The sequence below is a fragment of the Pseudomonas alloputida genome (assembly GCF_021283545.2).
Lineage (GTDB): Bacteria > Pseudomonadota > Gammaproteobacteria > Pseudomonadales > Pseudomonadaceae > Aquipseudomonas > Aquipseudomonas alloputida.
The window spans coordinates 1422275-1438368 of sequence record NZ_CP128540.1; the positions used below are offsets into that span (position 1 = coordinate 1422275).

At 60.5% G+C, this 16094-nt stretch carries 17 protein-coding genes and 3 tRNA genes; 13 read left to right on the top strand and 7 right to left on the bottom strand.

What is annotated here, in order from left to right:
- Positions 1-36 precede the first annotated feature (36 nt).
- The 3 genes from LU682_RS06385 to LU682_RS06395 all read right to left on the bottom strand — a co-directional run bounded on the left by LU682_RS06385 (position 37) and on the right by LU682_RS06395 (position 535).
- Positions 37-113, bottom strand: a tRNA-Met gene (locus LU682_RS06385).
- A gap of 134 nt (positions 114-247) precedes the next feature.
- Positions 248-324, bottom strand: a tRNA-Met gene (locus LU682_RS06390).
- A gap of 134 nt (positions 325-458) precedes the next feature.
- Positions 459-535: transfer RNA gene (locus LU682_RS06395), tRNA-Met, on the bottom strand.
- Positions 536-756: 221 nt separating this feature from the next.
- Here LU682_RS06395 and dinB point away from each other — a divergent pair.
- Positions 757-1815, top strand: coding sequence for a DNA polymerase IV (gene dinB, locus LU682_RS06400; protein WP_162490561.1), 1059 nt, complete (start codon positions 757-759; stop codon positions 1813-1815).
- A 26-nt stretch (positions 1816-1841) separates the two neighbouring features.
- On the opposite strand, the gene LU682_RS06405 is transcribed toward dinB, so the two are convergent.
- The 3 genes from LU682_RS06405 to LU682_RS06415 form a co-directional block, all read right to left on the bottom strand.
- On the bottom strand, positions 1842-2795 hold the full coding sequence (locus tag LU682_RS06405; RefSeq protein WP_014589989.1) for a hypothetical protein: 954 nt from the start codon (positions 2793-2795) through the stop codon (positions 1842-1844).
- Positions 2796-2815: 20 nt separating this feature from the next.
- Positions 2816-4531 carry a proline--tRNA ligase gene (locus LU682_RS06410; RefSeq protein ID WP_010952358.1) on the bottom strand — a complete coding sequence of 572 codons (1716 nt, stop codon included), beginning with the start codon at positions 4529-4531 and terminating at the stop codon, positions 2816-2818.
- Between the two features lie 160 nt (positions 4532-4691).
- Positions 4692-5957: an OprD family porin gene (locus tag LU682_RS06415; protein WP_232914924.1), complete on the bottom strand. Its 1266-nt coding sequence runs from the start codon at positions 5955-5957 to the stop codon at positions 4692-4694.
- A 690-nt stretch (positions 5958-6647) separates the two neighbouring features.
- On the opposite strand from LU682_RS06415, the gene LU682_RS06420 reads away from it, so the two are divergent.
- Together LU682_RS06420 and LU682_RS06425 are read left to right on the top strand one after the other, a co-directional pair.
- Positions 6648-7067 carry an HIT family protein gene (locus tag LU682_RS06420; protein ID WP_010952360.1) on the top strand — a complete coding sequence of 140 codons (420 nt, stop codon included), beginning with the start codon at positions 6648-6650 and terminating at the stop codon, positions 7065-7067.
- A gap of 1 nt (position 7068) precedes the next feature.
- Entirely contained in the window at positions 7069-7275 is a 207-nt protein-coding gene (locus LU682_RS06425; protein ID WP_010952361.1) for a SlyX family protein, read from the top strand.
- Positions 7276-7396: 121 nt separating this feature from the next.
- Here LU682_RS06425 and LU682_RS06430 read toward each other — a convergent pair whose 3' ends face one another.
- Entirely contained in the window at positions 7397-7990 is a 594-nt protein-coding gene (locus tag LU682_RS06430) for a cold-shock protein (RefSeq protein WP_049587981.1), read from the bottom strand.
- A gap of 281 nt (positions 7991-8271) precedes the next feature.
- Between LU682_RS06430 and LU682_RS06435 the strand changes: the two genes are divergently transcribed.
- The 10 genes from LU682_RS06435 to tolQ all read left to right on the top strand — a co-directional run bounded on the left by LU682_RS06435 (position 8272) and on the right by tolQ (position 16087).
- Positions 8272-8745, top strand: coding sequence for a Dps family protein (locus LU682_RS06435; protein ID WP_010952363.1), 474 nt, complete (start codon positions 8272-8274; stop codon positions 8743-8745).
- A 210-nt stretch (positions 8746-8955) separates the two neighbouring features.
- Positions 8956-9285, top strand: a complete 330-nt coding sequence (locus LU682_RS06440) for a ribbon-helix-helix domain-containing protein (RefSeq protein WP_020189844.1) — start codon at positions 8956-8958, stop codon at positions 9283-9285.
- 94 nt (positions 9286-9379) lie between these two features.
- Positions 9380-9601, top strand: a complete 222-nt coding sequence (locus tag LU682_RS06445) for an FmdB family zinc ribbon protein (protein ID WP_010952365.1) — start codon at positions 9380-9382, stop codon at positions 9599-9601.
- A 93-nt stretch (positions 9602-9694) separates the two neighbouring features.
- Complete coding sequence (aspS, locus tag LU682_RS06450) at positions 9695-11470, top strand: aspartate--tRNA ligase (RefSeq protein WP_004575741.1); 1776 nt, start codon at positions 9695-9697, stop codon at positions 11468-11470.
- Positions 11471-11584: 114 nt separating this feature from the next.
- Positions 11585-12331, top strand: a complete 747-nt coding sequence (locus LU682_RS06455) for a YebC/PmpR family DNA-binding transcriptional regulator (protein ID WP_232914925.1) — start codon at positions 11585-11587, stop codon at positions 12329-12331.
- Between the two features lie 185 nt (positions 12332-12516).
- On the top strand, positions 12517-13041 hold the full coding sequence (gene ruvC, locus LU682_RS06460) for a crossover junction endodeoxyribonuclease RuvC (protein ID WP_010952366.1): 525 nt from the start codon (positions 12517-12519) through the stop codon (positions 13039-13041).
- Between the two features lie 109 nt (positions 13042-13150).
- Positions 13151-13768, top strand: coding sequence for a Holliday junction branch migration protein RuvA (ruvA, locus tag LU682_RS06465; protein ID WP_003254768.1), 618 nt, complete (start codon positions 13151-13153; stop codon positions 13766-13768).
- Positions 13765-14811, top strand: coding sequence for a Holliday junction branch migration DNA helicase RuvB (ruvB, locus tag LU682_RS06470; protein ID WP_003254766.1), 1047 nt, complete (start codon positions 13765-13767; stop codon positions 14809-14811). Before ruvA ends, ruvB begins: the two co-directional genes overlap by 4 nt.
- A gap of 125 nt (positions 14812-14936) precedes the next feature.
- Positions 14937-15389, top strand: coding sequence for a tol-pal system-associated acyl-CoA thioesterase (gene ybgC / locus LU682_RS06475; RefSeq protein WP_003254764.1), 453 nt, complete (start codon positions 14937-14939; stop codon positions 15387-15389).
- Positions 15390-15391: 2 nt separating this feature from the next.
- The gene (gene tolQ / locus LU682_RS06480; protein WP_010952367.1) at positions 15392-16087 is read left to right on the top strand and encodes a protein TolQ; all 696 of its coding nucleotides are present in this window, start codon (positions 15392-15394) and stop codon (positions 16085-16087) included.
- The last annotated feature ends 7 nt before the right edge of the window (positions 16088-16094 follow it).

Below are 16094 nucleotides of genomic sequence, written 5' to 3' on the forward strand. Positions count from 1 at the left end.
CTGCTTTTACACAGGCGGGGTTTGTTCTGACGAATATGGTTGCGGGAGCCGGATTTGAACCGACGACCTTCGGGTTATGAGCCCGACGAGCTACCAGGCTGCTCCATCCCGCGTCAGTGGGGCGGATTCTACAGTGTGTGGTTTGTATGTCAAGCGCTAGGCTTTGATTTTTCGACGTTTTTTCGCGAATGCTTATCAGCAGGCAAAGAAAAAGGCCACTGTGTTAACAGTGGCCTTTTCTTGAATCTGGTTGCGGGAGCCGGATTTGAACCGACGACCTTCGGGTTATGAGCCCGACGAGCTACCAGGCTGCTCCATCCCGCGTCAGTGGGGCGGATTCTACAGCGTGTAGTTTATATGTCAAGCGCTAGGCTTTGATTTGTCGATGTTTTTTCGAAAAAGCTTTTTAACGGGCAAAGAAAAAGGCCACTGCGTTAACAGTGGCCTTTTCTCGAATCTGGTTGCGGGAGCCGGATTTGAACCGACGACCTTCGGGTTATGAGCCCGACGAGCTACCAGGCTGCTCCATCCCGCGCCTGTGAGATCGAATTCTACGGATTTACGCACTGATGTCAAGCAATTGTTTTGGAAAAACCTTTTTTGTTCAAACCCTTAGCGCTTCATGACCGTGTACAGCTCAGTCACGGCGGGGCTTTCAGGCCGATTATCGTGTAGCAAGGCAGGTGAGCTGTTTCAAAGCTGGGTGCATGCGATACTATCTGTATGAATTTACAGTGCTGACGGTCGTCCATGTCCTTGCGCAAGATCATCCACGTCGACTGCGATTGTTTCTACGCTGCGATCGAGATGCGTGACGACCCGCGCCTGGCCGGTCGCCCCATGGCGGTGGGGGGCTCGCCCGACCATCGCGGGGTAATCGCCACCTGCAACTATGAAGCGCGTGCCTATGGTGTGCGCTCGGCCATGTCATCGCGGCATGCGCTGAAGCTTTGCCCCGATCTGTTGATCGTCAAGCCGCGCTTCGAGGCCTACCGTGAGGCCTCGCGGGAAATCCACACGATCTTTCGCGATTACACGGAGCTCATCGAGCCTTTGTCCCTGGACGAAGCTTATCTGGATGTCAGCGACAGCCAGTGGTATTCGGGCAGCGCCACGCGCATTGCCGAGGATATTCGCCGGCGTGTTGCCCGCACCCTGCATATCACCGTGTCGGCTGGCGTGGCGCCTAACAAGTTTCTGGCCAAGATCGCCAGTGACTGGCGCAAACCCAATGGGCTGTTCGTGATTACCCCAAATGAAGTGGAAACGTTCGTTGCAGCCTTGCCGGTGGCCAGGTTGCATGGGGTGGGTAAGGTGACGGCCGACAAACTGACGCGGCTGGGCATCGAAACCTGCCTGCATTTGCGTGAGTGGTCACGGCTGGCATTGGTGCGTGAGTTCGGCAGTTTTGGCGAGCGGTTGTGGGGGCTGGCGCGAGGGATCGATGAGCGTGCGGTGCATAACGACAGCCGACGCCAGTCGGTGAGTGTGGAAAACACCTACGACACCGACCTGCCAGACCTGGCCAGTTGCCTGGCGCGGCTGCCAGAGTTGCTGGATAGCCTGAACGAACGCATCGCCCGAATGGACAGCAGTTACCGGCCAGACAAACCGTTCGTCAAGGTCAAGTTCCATGACTTCAGCCAGACCACCATGGAGCAGGCCGGGGCGGGCCGGGACCTGGAGAGTTATCGGCAATTGCTGGGGCAGGCGTTCGCCCGTGGCGGCAAGCCGGTGCGCTTGCTAGGGGTAGGGGTGAGGTTGCGTGACTTGCGGGGCGCGCATGAACAGTTGGAGCTGTTTCCGCCCAAATGAAAGGGGCTGCAATGCAGCCCCTTCTATTAATGCACGCCTGGATCCGCCACCAACCGGCCAGTGGCCTTGGTAAGCGACTGCAGGAACTCCTGCTGCAGCTCCGGATCGTTGCGGGTCAGCTCGATCAGGCTCTGTTCCATTTCACTGGCTTCCTCTTCAAGGCCCAGTTCGGACAGGCGCTTGACCCGGTGCACCCACTGGCCGACATCATCATCTTCGAGGTCATCGAAGATCAGCTCATGGGCTTCGAGCAGCTTATTGCGCAGGGTGGCGCTGACCAACAGGCTGGCATCGCCTCGTACCGCATTGTCCTCGTCAAGTACTTGCAGGTGCAGGGTGCCGACGTGGTTGAGGTTCTGCTCGGAGAACGGGCTGTCGAGCAGGTTCAGGCGCAGCACGCCGTTGCGGTCGGTGGTCAGCTCGTGGGTCATCTTGCCGGCCTTGACCTCGACCAGGCGCTCGCTCCAGGGCAGGCTGATGGATTCCTCGCGCTTGCCTTTCTGCACTTCGCTGATCCCGGCCAGGTTCTGCTGGGCGCGGCCGTTGGATGGCACGTTCATGAACGGGTTGAGCCCATCCACGCCATAGCTGAGCCAGTCGTGGGTGATACTTTGCGGCAGGTTACCCAAGGCGAAGACGTTGACCACATTGGCGCCGACACCCGCCACCACGGCCACTGCACCCAGCGGGATCTCGTAGATCTCCCGCCAGGGTTGGTAAGGCGTGTAGCGGTCATAACGACGGGTCACTTCGAATTCGGTGACTTCGAAGCGCTTTTGCTCATGCACGCGCACACGTCGCTGCGGAAGCTCCATCACCTTCGGCTCGCCGACATCGATCTGCAGGGTATGCTCGAGCAGTTTGCGCTCGACGCGCTCCTCATGGTCGCTGCGCTGGGACATCTGGTTGGCGCAGCCGCTGACGAGCAGGGCGCCGCACAGTGCGGCGCCCCCAAGGGTAAAGGTACTTCGCTTGTACATGATCACTCGTGCATTGGTTATCAGCGGCGAACGCGGGCCTGCAGGAAGGTCAGCACTTCATTGAGCGGCAACGCCTGGGCGTCCTGCTCGGTGCGGTGCTTGTACTCCAGGTTGCCTTCGGCCAGGCCGCGATCGCTGACGACGATGCGGTGTGGGATGCCGATCAGCTCCATGTCGGCAAACTTGATGCCTGGGCTGGTTTTCTTGTCGCGGTCGTCCAGCAGCACTTCATAGCCGGCGGCAGTCAGTTCGGCATACAGCTTGTCGGTTGCTTCGCGGACCACGTCGGTTTCGTAGCGCAGTGGGACCAGGGCAATCTGGAACGGAGCCAGGGCGTCGTTCCAGATGATGCCCTTGTCGTCATAGCTCTGCTCGATGGCAGCTGCAACCACACGGGACACGCCAATGCCGTAGCAACCCATCGACAGTACGACCGGCTTGCCGTTCTCGCCCAGCACCTGGCACTTCAGCGCCTCGCTGTACTTGGTGCCCAGCTGGAAGATGTGGCCCACTTCGATGCCGCGCTTGATAACCAGGGTGCCCTGGCCGTCCGGGCTTGGGTCGCCTTCGACCACGTTACGCAGGTCGGCAACCTGTGGCACCGGCAGGTCGCGCTCCCAGTTGACGCCGAAGTAGTGCTTGTCGTCGATGTTGGCGCCGATGCCGAAGTCGCTCATCAGGGCAACCGAGCGGTCGATGATGATTTCCAGTGGCAGGTTGAGCGGGCCGAGCGAGCCGGCGCCGGCGCCAATGGCGTCGCGCAGTTCGGCTTCGGTGGCCATGACCAGCGGGTCGGCAACCTGTTCCAGCTTGGTGGCCTTGATTTCGTTCAGTTCGTGGTCGCCACGGACGATCAGGGCAATCAGCTTGCCCTCTTCGGCACCGCGTACGATCAGGGTCTTGACGGTCTTTTCGATCGGCAGGCCGTGGTTTTCCACCAACTGGGCAATGGTCTTGGCATTCGGGGTGTCGACCAGGCGCAGCTCCTCGGTAGGGGCAGGGCGCACGGTTTCACGCGGGATGGCTTCGGCCTTCTCGATGTTGGCGGCGTAGTCGGAGCTGTCGCTGAAGATCACGTCATCTTCACCAGACTCTGCCAGCACGTGGAACTCGTGCGAGTAGCTGCCCCCGATCGAGCCGGTGTCGGCCTGCACTGGGCGGAAGTCCAGGCCCAGGCGGGTGAACACATTGCTGTACGCCTGGTGCATGCGATCATAGGTTTCCTGCAGGGAAGCCTGGTCGGCATGGAACGAGTAGGCGTCCTTCATGATGAACTCGCGGCCACGCATCAGGCCGAAGCGCGGGCGGATCTCGTCACGGAACTTGGTCTGGATCTGGTACAGGTTGAGCGGCAGCTGTTTATAGCTGGACAGCTCGTTACGGGCCAGGTCGGTGATCACTTCTTCGTGGGTAGGGCCAACGCAGAAGTCGCGCTGGTGGCGGTCTTTCAGGCGCAGCAGCTCAGGGCCGTATTGCTCCCAGCGACCGGATTCCTGCCACAGCTCGGCGGGCTGGATGCTCGGCATCAGCACTTCCAGGGCGCCGGCGGCGTTCATTTCCTCACGCACCACGGCTTCGACCTTGCGCATTACCCGCAAGCCCATCGGCAGCCAGGTGTACAGGCCGGAGGCCAGTTTGCGGATCATGCCGGCACGCAGCATGAGCTGATGGCTGATGACCACTGCGTCGGCAGGGGTTTCTTTCTGGGTGGCGAGCAAATATTGACTGGTGCGCATGGTTAGCCGTGTCGATTGCCTAAGACGTTGAAATAGCCCCGCATTGTACGGGGGGGAAACGAAGGCGTACAGGATGCCCCAGGGCGTGACACTTGTCAGCCAAGAAAAAGCCCGGCGTGATTGCCGGGCTTTTTCAGGTGCGGGGCACTGCAAGCCAGGCTTACAGGATGCTCAGCGGGTACTCCACGATCAGGCGCAGTTCGTCGATCGATGGGGAATCGTAGTAGACACCATCGGAAGAACGGTAGGTGGCCTGACGCACGCGGAAGCTCAGGTCTTTCGCCGGGCCTTCCTGCAGCACGTACTTGATGTCGACGTCACGTTCCCATTCTTTGCCGTTGCTGGTGCCGGCGACGTTGGCGTCGGAACCGCGTACATAACGGGTCATGAAGGTCAGGCCTGGAATGCCGTATTCGGCGAAGTTCAGGTCGTAGCGAGCCTGCCAGGATTTCTCGTCTTCGGCGTTGAAGTCGGAGCGGGCCACGGAGTTGGCCAGGAAGATGGTGCCGACACCGTCGATACCATAACCATAGTCGCCGTCGCCGGTGACTTTCTGGTAGGCCAGGGTGAAGGTGTGAGCGCCGATGTTGTAGGCGCCCGACAGGCTGAACGCGCGGTTGTCCAGCTTGTCGCCATCGAAGGCGCGGTACTCGGCAGAGCCTTCGCTCTTGGTGTCATAGATGTTGAAGTCGAACACCAGGCCTTGATTGTCGGAGATTGGCAGCGCCCAGTTGACGTTGGCGTAGTATTTGCGCCAGTAGTCTTCAACCTTCGAGTAGTACAGGCTGGTGCTGAGGTTGTCGGTGAAGGCGTAGGTGCCGCCGACCACGTTGGCTTCCTTCAGGCCGAAGCTGTCGCGGTTGGTTTGTTCCTGGGCAGTCAGGCTGGTGAAGTGACCAGCGTGCAGGGTCAGCCCTTCGATCTCGTTGCTGGTGATCAGGGTGCCCTGGGCGATTTCTGGCAGCAGACGGCTGTCATCGGTGGCGAAGACCGGCAGCGCGGTGAACTGGTCACCCACTTTCAGCACGGTGTCGGAGATGCGGAATTTGACCGCGCCGCCGCCCTTGGAGTAGTCATCCTGCGAACGGCCGTCGGAACCGGTCGGGAACAGGCCGGTACCGGCACGGCCCTTGCCGCTGTCCAGTTTCAGGCCGAGCATGCCGATGGCGTCGACACCCACACCCACGGTGCCTTGGGTGAAGCCGGACTCGAAGGTGCCGACGAAGCCCAGGCCGGTTTCTTCGCGACGGCTCTGGCCGCCTTCGTTGTTACGGAAGTCACGGCTGAAATACAGCATGCGGGTCTTGACGCTCAGCTTGCTGTCTTCGATGAAACCTTTGGACTCGTCCTGTGCCGAGGCCATTGCCAACTGCGAGGTCCCTGCCGAAACGGCCAGGGCGATCATGCTCCACTTCATCACGCGCATCGTGATTTGCTTCTTTGGTTTTTAGGAAGAGTACCGCTGCGTCCAAGTCTTTTAGTTATATGGGGCAGCTCTTTCTTTTTATGTCGGCGAAAATGTATAGCACGCAGACTGTTGTTGGCGATATGGCTATAAGCACTCTTTGCGGAACTTTTTCACCGTGTCGCTTTTAAGTATTTCCATGTCGCAAATCACGCCCCGGTTCAGGGGCCGTATAACCTCAGCGCTATTCCTGTCACCGTAACGAATCTGTAACTGCCGATTCCGGTTGAGGAAACTCCCTGGTAACCCATGTCGCTGTTGTTATTTGTCGCGTACACCTGTCACTGCAGATGTCGTGCCGACTTGGCGTGAAGGGAATGCAACAAGCGTGCTCAAAATTCGCAACAGTTCATGAAATTTTCACAAAACCTGCTACCGAGGGTCGGAAAGTCCCGTAAACGCGGGGCGAAGGCTGCTTGTGTGATTTGTGCGATCGAGAATCATTAAAAATTATAAAGTTGCCCTTAGAGTCAAAGTGTTACCGCGACTTGTTCATCCAGCGTCGTTTGTGGGGTGGTCAGTGTGGGAGGGGCGGGCAGGTGGCCTCATTTTGGTGCGAAAAGTAGCGCTGTGTTACCGGGAGTGTGCAAGGTATCCTTGCTGCCCTGTTTTCCGCCTGAAGCGGGATGTATTGCCTGAAGGAGATATGCCGTGTTCGTCCTCGATTCGCGTTTGCAGCAGGATTCGCTGGTGTTGGGAGAGTTTCCGCTGTGCCAGTTGCTGCTGAGCAAGGATGCCAATTACCCATGGTTCATTCTGGTGCCCAAGCGCGCTGGTATCAGTGAGCTGTTCGAGCTGGATGCGGCAGAGCAACAGCAGTTGTGGCAGGAAACCACCTTGTTGGCAGAGGCGTTGAAAGCCAGCTATGGGGCCGACAAGATGAACGTGGCTACCTTGGGCAACGTGGTCAGCCAGTTGCACATGCATGTGATTGTGCGCCAGCGCGACGACGCTGCATGGCCGGCACCGGTATGGGGCAAGTGTGCGCCTGTGGGCTACACCGATGATCAACTGCAAGCTGTTCGCCAGCGTCTGCGCGGGCTACAACTTGCTGGATACCAAGAGGCCTGAGATGACACTGGAAATGCGGATGGTCGAACTGGAAACCCGTCAGGCGTTTCAGGATGACACTATCCAGGCGCTGAATGACGTGGTGGTGGAGCAAGCGCGGGTGATCGAGCGGCTGCAATTGCAGATGGCCGAGCTGATCAAGCGTCATGAAGAGATGGTTGGCCAGTATGGCAGCGAAGGGGAAGAGGCCCCGCCTCCTCATTATTGAGTTGTTCCAGGCTGCTATCGCCGGCAAGCCAGCCCCCACAGGTATGATGCTGCCTTCAGGTGCAGCACGGCCCTTGTGGGCGCTGGTTTGCCGTTGATAGCGTCGGCCGGTCAGCCGTTGGTCAACGGCGGTTTACTGCAACCACGTCTTCGGCCTGCAGGCCCTTGTCGCGGTGCATCACCGAAAACTCCACGCGCTGGCCTTCGACCAGAATGCGGTGGCCCTCACCGCGGATGGCCCGAAAGTGCACGAAGATGTCATCGCCCGAGTCTCGGGAGATGAAACCAAAGCCTTTCGACGTGTTGAACCATTTGACGGTGCCGGTATCACGGTTGCCGGCATCTTGTGCCACGTGTTGAGTGCCGCGTGCCTTGCGCGTGCTGCGGGCAAAGCCCACGGCCAGATGCACGGCCACGGCCAGCGCCGCACACACCAGGGCTGCCAGGTTGCCCATTTCGGGGCGGGCCAGTAGCGTCAGGGTCTGCAGCACGACGGCGACTACCAGCAGGGCGCAGGCCAGGTGCTGCAGTTGTTGCCGCGCGCCGCGATGATACAGCGGCACGACCGGGGCCAGCACAAGGTTGAGCAGGCCGAGCAGGGCCAGGTAGACCGCGTCGGGTTGTTGCAGGAAGGGTGTCGCATCGGTTTTCAGGCTGGGTATGAGCGATAGCAGCAAAGCTGCCACGCCCGTCACCAGATGGACGATCTTGAACATGGGGTTGGCTCACTGTTGATAAGGCCGATCACAGGAAGAGCTGGCAGCACGGTGCGCATGAGATATAGAGCGCGAACACGTGGCAGGCCAGCCTATGCACCCGGCAATGACAGTCCGCACGGGTGGCACACTGCCTATTTAACAGTAAAGCCGCAGCCTACTCAAACCGCAGGCCGCCCAGTGGGCAATGTATTGCGCCATGTCACATGCGGCATGCGGCAAGTGTTGCTACAGTGGTCGGCACCCGCTTGAGTCTCAAGCCTTGTGGAAAGGGGAGCTTCATGGCAATCGATATCGGTATCAGTGAAGAAGATCGCAAGTCCATCGTCGATGGGCTGTCCCGCCTGTTGTCGGATACCTACGTGCTGTATCTGAAAACCCATAACTTTCACTGGAACGTCACCGGCCCGTCGTTCCGCACCTTGCACCTGATGTTCGAAGAGCAGTACAACGAACTGGCGCTGGCAGTCGATTCGATCGCCGAGCGCATCCGTGCCTTGGGCTTCCCGGCACCGGGTTCGTATGCATTCTATGCACGGCACTCGTCGATCAAGGAGGAGGAAGGCGTCCCCCCGGCAGACGAGATGATCCGCCAGCTTGTTCAGGGGCAGGAGGCCGTGGTACGCACTGCGCGCAGCATTTTCCCTGTGGTGGACAAGGTCAGTGACGAGCCGACCGCCGACCTGCTGACGCAGCGCATGCAGGTTCACGAGAAAACCGCCTGGATGCTGCGGGTACTGCTCGACGACAAGTAACCGTTGCTCAAGGGGAAAGCTTGCGCAACCCCCGTGGGAGCGGGCGTGCCCGCGAACACCGGCGCAGCCGGTGCCATCCACCGCATTGCCTGCTCCCACAGGCTCCGCCTGGCAATCTGGTATTTGCGAAGGAACATTTTGCCGCTGCTTTAAGCTCGCCCGTCAGCGCTTCATAGGCCACCTGGTACCTGTGACGAGGAAGTGTGGCGCATGATGCAAGCGAACAAGCGTATGGCCGGCCAGGGCAACTGGCCAGGGAAACAGTGCATCGACCCGTTCAAGGCGGACTTCGACATGTTGCAGACGCAGCCGGTGTCACGTTCCGTGCGGCTCAACGGCTTTTCTACCTGTCTGCGCCTGGAGGCTGTCTACTGGGGTATCCTAGAGCGCATCGCCGCCGCCAACCGTTGTTCGGTCAGTGCCGTGTTGTCCTACGTGGACCGTGAGGTGCACCTGCGCCAGGGCGGAGTGCGCAATTTCAGCGGGCTGATCCGGGTAATCTGCGTGGCGTGGCTGCAGGACCCGCCAAGTGCGCGCTGATCGCCAGGCGGGCTGCGCAGTGCTTGCTAACCATATATAATCCCGCTTTTTGCTGCCCCCCGGCAGCCAGCGTTATGGTTGACGAGAGACACCCATGCCCCTTTATGACTATCAATGTGCGTCCTGCGAGCACCGCATGGAAGTGCTGCAGAAGATCAGCGCCGCGCCGCTGATCGATTGCCCGGCCTGTCAGGCGCCGGCACTGAAAAAGCTGCTGTCGGTGCCAGGCTTTCGCCTGAGCGGTAACGGTTGGTACGAAACCGACTTCAAGACCGGGGCGAAAAAGAATCTGGCAGGCGGCGACAAGGCCGACTGAGTTGAATGCTGTGACCGGGTCTTGCAGTATTAGTCCTCCGGGCGGCCAAGGCCTCCACCGAATACACGAATCACGAGAAGCGAAACCACCATCATGATGCGCAGCCATTATTGCGGCCAACTGAACGAGAGCCTGGACGGCCAGGAAGTCACCCTTTGCGGCTGGGTCCATCGTCGCCGCGACCACGGCGGGGTGATCTTCCTCGACATCCGTGACCGCGAAGGCATGGCCCAGGTCGTGTTCGACCCGGATCGCGCCGAAACCTTCGCTGCCGCCGACCGCGTGCGCAGCGAATACGTCGTGCAGATCACCGGCAAGGTCCGCAAGCGTCCTGAAGGTGCAGTGAATGCCAACATGGCTTCCGGTGCCATCGAGATCCTCGGCTACCAGCTGAACGTGCTCAACGAAGCGGAAACCCCGCCGTTCCCCCTGAACGAATACTCCGACGTCGGCGAGGAAACCCGCCTGCGTTACCGCTTCATCGATCTGCGTCGCCCGGAAATGGCCGACAAGCTGCGCCTGCGCTCGCGCATCACCAGCAGCATCCGTCGCTTCCTCGACGAAAACGGCTTCCTCGACGTCGAAACCCCGATTCTCACCCGTGCCACCCCGGAAGGCGCCCGCGACTACCTGGTGCCAAGCCGTACCCACGCCGGTAGCTTCTTCGCCCTGCCGCAATCGCCACAGCTGTTCAAGCAGCTGCTGATGGTCGCTGGCTTCGATCGTTACTACCAGATCGCCAAGTGCTTCCGTGACGAAGACCTGCGTGCCGACCGTCAGCCGGAATTCACCCAGATCGACATCGAGACCAGTTTCCTCGATGAAAGCGAGATCATGGGCCTGACCGAAAGCATGATCCGCAAGCTGTTCAAGGAAGTGCTCGATCTGGAATTCGGCGAATTCCCGCACATGACCTTCGAAGAGGCCATGCGCCGCTACGGCTCCGACAAGCCAGACCTGCGTATTCCGCTGGAACTGGTCGACGTTGCCGACCAGCTGAAGGATGTCGACTTCAAGGTGTTCGCCGGCCCGGCCAACGATCCGAAGTGCCGCGTTACCGCCCTGCGTCTGCCAGGTGGTGCCAGCATGCCGCGCAGCAAAATCGACGAGTACACCAAGTTCGTTGGCATCTACGGTGCCAAGGGCCTGGCCTACATCAAGGTCAATGAGCGCGCCAAGGGTGTCGAAGGCCTGCAGTCGCCGATCGTCAAGAACATCCCTGAGGCCAACCTCAACAACATCCTCGACCGCGTGGGTGCCGTGGACGGCGACATCGTGTTCTTCGGTGCCGACAAGTTCAAGGTAGTCAGCGAAGCCCTGGGTGCGCTGCGTATTCGTCTGGGTCACGACTTCGAGCTGCTGACCTGCGAGTGGGCGCCGATGTGGGTCGTCGACTTCCCGATGTTCGAAGAGAACGAAGACGGCAGCTTCACTGCATTGCACCACCCGTTCACCGCGCCGAAGTGCACCCCGGAAGAGCTCGAGGCCAACCCGGCCACTGCCCTGTCCCGTGCCTACGACATGGTGCTGAACGGTACCGAGCTGGGTGGCGGTTCGATCCGTATCCACCGTAAAGAGATGCAACAGGCGGTATTCCGTCTGCTGGGTATCGAGGCAGAAGAACAGGAAGAGAAGTTCGGCTTCCTGCTCGACGCTCTGAAGTTCGGGGCACCGCCTCACGGTGGCCTGGCATTCGGTCTGGACCGTCTGGTCATGCTGATGACCGGCGCCCAGTCGATCCGTGAAGTGATCGCGTTCCCGAAAACCCAGAGCGCTGCATGCGTCATGACCCAGGCCCCTGGCATGGTCGACGCCAAGGCCCTGCGCGAACTGCACATCCGACTGCGCGAACAGACCAAGGTCGAGTAAGCAGTCCCCGGGCGCATCCACATGGATGCGCCTTTGCGTTTCGACGCAGGTTTTTTCCCGTCCCGCCCCGTCATGGGGCGGGGCCGTTTGTGATTCAAAGGATTCGGAGTCGTTATGGCTGGTCATTCCAAGTGGGCGAACATCAAGCACCGCAAAGAGCGCCAGGATGCCAAGAGAGGCAAGGTCTTCACCAAGTGGATCCGTGAACTGACGGTCGCTGCCAAGCAGGGTGGCCCGGATCCGGCATCCAACCCGCGTCTTCGCCTGGCCCTGGACAAGGCGTTGGGCGCCAACATGAGCCGCGACATCATCGATCGCGCCGTGGCCCGTGGTGCTGGCACCAATGAAAGCGACAATGTCGAAGAGCTGAGCTACGAAGGTTATGGCCCGGGTGGCGTGGCGATCATGGTCGAAGCCATGACCGACAACCGCAACCGTACCGCCGCGGCCGTGCGTCATGCCTTCACCAAGTGTGGCGGCAACCTGGGTACTGACGGTTCGGTGGCCTACCTGTTCGAGCGCAAAGGCCAGATCAGCTTTGCCCCGGGCGTGGAAGAGGACGCGTTGATGGAAGCGGCAATGGAGGCCGATGCCGACGACGTGGTCGCCAATGACGACGGCTCGTTCGACGTGTTCACCTCGTTCAACAGCTTCTATGCCGTGCGTAATGCCTTGGAAGAGGCAGGCTTCAAGGCCGCTGACGCGGAAATCGTCAAGCAGCCGACCACCAGTGCCGAGCTCGACCAGGACGGTGCCGAAAAGGTGCTCAAGCTGATCGACATGCTCGAAGACCTGGACGACGTGCAGAACGTCTATTCCAATGCCCAGATTTCCGACGAGATCATGGAAAACCTCGGCTAAGGTGATTTGGCATTTTGTGCCAACTCTGAGCGTTTGATAGCGCCTGTGCCGGCCCTTTCGCGGGTAAACCCGCTCCTACAGGTATTACGCCCATTTCAAATGTGGTGCAGTACCTGTAGGAGCGGGTTTACCCGCGAAAGGGCCGGCGCAGTTTGTAGAGATGCATCATTTTTTCGACGGGCTTTATGACTCTGATTCTAGGTATCGACCCCGGCTCGCGCATCACCGGCTATGGCGTGGTACGCCAGACCGCCCGTGGTTGCGAGTACGTGGCGTCGGGCTGCATCCGCACCGGCAGCGGTGAGCTGCACGAGCGGCTGCAGATTGTTTTTCGTGGTGTCAGTGAAATCATTGCCCAGCACGGCCCGGTGACCATGGGCATCGAACGGGTGTTCATGGCCCGCAACGCCGATTCGGCGCTCAAGCTTGGCCAGGCACGTGGCGCGGCTATCGTCGCCGCCGCCGAGGCCGGCCTGGAGATCGCCGAGTACAGCGCCACCCAGGTCAAGCAGGCCGTGGCCGGCACGGGCGGGGCCAACAAGGAGCAGGTGATGATGATGGTCATGCACCTGCTGAAATTGACGCAAAAACCGCAGATCGACGCTTCCGATGCCTTGGCCATCGCTCTGTGCCACGCCCACACCCGCTCCAGCCTGGTGCCGCATGGCTTGACCACAGCGCGGCGACGCGGCGGGCGCTTGCGTCTGTAAGCGCTTCATGCGCTGATACACATTTTGTTCGGGTGTTACATTCACCCGCTGCATTTGCTGATAGGGTTGAGCGGTCTTTGACCGGCTCCCCGAGAGGAAGGATCGGAACGTGATTGGACGTTTGCGCGGCACCCTGGCGGAAAAACAACCGCCTCACCTGATTATCGACGTCAACGGCGTGGGTTACGAACTGGAAGTTCCCATGACCACGCTGTACCGTCTGCCCAAAGTGGGTGAAACCGTCACGGTGCATACCCACCTGGTCGTGCGCGAAGATGCCCACTTGCTCTACGGCTTTGCCGAAAAGCGCGAGCGCGAGCTGTTCCGCGAGCTGATCCGCCTGAACGGCGTAGGGCCGAAGCTGGCCCTGGCGCTGATGTCCGGGCTGGAAGTGGATGAACTGGTGCGCTGCGTGCAGGCCCAGGACACCTCAGCCCTGGTGCGCGTGCCGGGCGTCGGCAAGAAAACCGCCGAGCGCTTGCTGGTCGAGCTCAAGGACCGTTTCAAGGCCTGGGAAACCTCGCCGGCCATGTTCACCCTGGTGTCCGATGGGCCTTTACCGGTCGCCAGCGAGTCCAGTGCCGAGGCCGATGCCGTCAGTGCCCTGGTCTCGCTGGGCTACAAGCCGCAGGAAGCCAGCAAGGCAATCGCCGCGATCAAGGACAAGGCCGGCCTGAGCAGTGAAGAGCTGATCCGCCGCAGCCTGAAAGGGATGATTTCCAAGTGATCGAAGCCGACCGCCTGATCGCCGCCAGTGGCCGCGACCGCGAAGAAGTCCAGGACCGTGCGATTCGCCCGCTGAGCCTGGACGAGTACATCGGCCAGCCGGTGGTGCGCGAGCAGATGGCGCTGTTCATCCAGGCCGCCCGCGGCCGCGGCGAGTCGCTTGACCACACGCTGATCTTCGGCCCGCCCGGCCTGGGCAAGACCACCCTGGCCAACATCATCGCCCATGAAATGGGCGTGTCGGTGAAGAGCACTTCGGGGCCGATTCTCGAGCGCCCCGGCGACCTGGCAGCCATGCTGACCAACCTCGAGCCGCACGACGTGCTGTTCATCGACGAAATCCACCGCCTGTCGCCTGTTGTCGAGGAGGTGCTGTACCCGGCCATGGAGGACTTCCAGCTCGACATCATGATCGGCGAAGGCCCCGCAGCCCGTTCTATCAAACTCGATCTGCCACCCTTCACCCTGGTGGGGGCTACTACCCGTGCCGGCATGCTGACCAACCCACTGCGTGATCGCTTCGGTATCGTCCAGCGCCTGGAGTTCTACAACGACAAGGATCTGAGCACCATCGTCAGCCGCTCGGCCAACATCCTTGGCCTGGCCATCGAAGACCAGGGTGCCTACGAGATCGCCCGCCGTGCCCGTGGCACGCCGCGCATCGCCAACCGCCTGCTGCGCCGCGTGCGTGACTATGCCGAGGTACGCGGCAAGGGCCAGATCACCAAGGCCGTGGCTGACATGGCGCTGAACCTGCTGGATGTCGACGAGCGTGGTTTCGACCATTCCGACCGTCGCCTGCTGCTGACCATGATCGAGAAGTTCGATGGCGGCCCGGTGGGCGTGGACAACCTGGCTGCAGCCATCAGCGAAGAGCGTCATACCATCGAAGATGTGCTTGAGCCGTACCTGATTCAGCAGGGCTACATCATGCGCACGCCACGCGGCCGCGTGGTCACCCGGCATGCCTACCTGCACTTTGGGCTGAATATTCCCGGGCGCTTGGGGGAGGGGGGCGATTTTTCCGAGCCAGGCGATGAATGACAGATCGAAAGCGACTTTTTGTGGTCCTACCGCTGGCATGCCCCTGGTGCGCTGGCAATAAGACATTAATGAAGAAAAAACAGTTGCCACAGCGGATTGGCAAGCTGAGGAGTAAGCACTAGAGTATGCGCGCGCAAAATCAGCTCGAACCGTTCGCACATCGGTGTCGCGTCTATTACGAAGATACCGATGCGGGCGGCGTGGTGTATTACGTCAACTACCTGAAATTCATGGAGCGCGCGCGCACCGAACGCCTGCGGCACCTGGGCTTTTCCCAGTCGCAACTGGCTGAAGACAACCTGCTGTTCGTGGTCCATTCCAGCGAAGCGCGCTATCACGCGCCGGCGCGGCTGGATGACGAATTGCGGGTGACCGCGCAGGTCCTTGAACTCAATCGCGCCAGCTTGCGTTTCGTACAGCAGGTCTGGCGGGAAAAGGATGAAACGCTGCTTTGCGAAGGGCAGTTCCTGGTGGCTGCCGTGCGCGCCGACACTTTCAAACCCCGAGCCCTACCCCCCCAGCTGCGCGACGCCTTTGCGGCGGACGGCTCGGGTAATCAATCGAATGCAGGAGAATAAGCGTGGAAGCTAACGTCGTCGACCATACCTCCATGTGGAGTCTGGTCAGCAATGCCAGCGTGGTGGTACAGCTGGTAATGCTGACCCTGGTGGCCGCCTCGGTCACCTCATGGATCATGATCTTCCAGCGCAGCACCATGCTGCGCGCCGGTCGTCGTGCGCTGGATGCCTTCGAAGAGCGCTTCTGGTCGGGTATCGACCTGTCCAAGCTGTACCGCCAGGCAGGCAGCAACCCAGACCCGGACTCCGGCGTAGAGCAGGTGTTCCGTGCCGGTTTCAAGGAGTTCTCGCGCCTGCGCCAGCAACCGGGTGTTGACCCGGACGCCGTCATGGAAGGTGTTGGCCGTGCCATGCGCGTGGCCATCTCGCGCGAGGAAGAAAAACTCGAGCAGAGCTTGCCGTTCCTGGCCACCGTTGGTTCGACCAGCCCGTACATCGGCCTGTTCGGCACCGTGTGGGGCATCATGAACTCCTTCCGCGGCCTGGCCAGCGCCCAGCAGGCCACCCTGGCTACCGTTGCTCCGGGCATCGCCGAAGCACTGATCGCTACCGCCATCGGCCTGTTCGCGGCAATCCCGGCTGTTATTGCCTACAACCGTTTCGCCGCGCGCAGTGAAGTACTGATCGGCCGTTACTACACCTTCGCCGACGAGTTCCAGGCGATCCTGCACCGCAAAGTGCACACCAGCGAAGAGTAATCAGGTA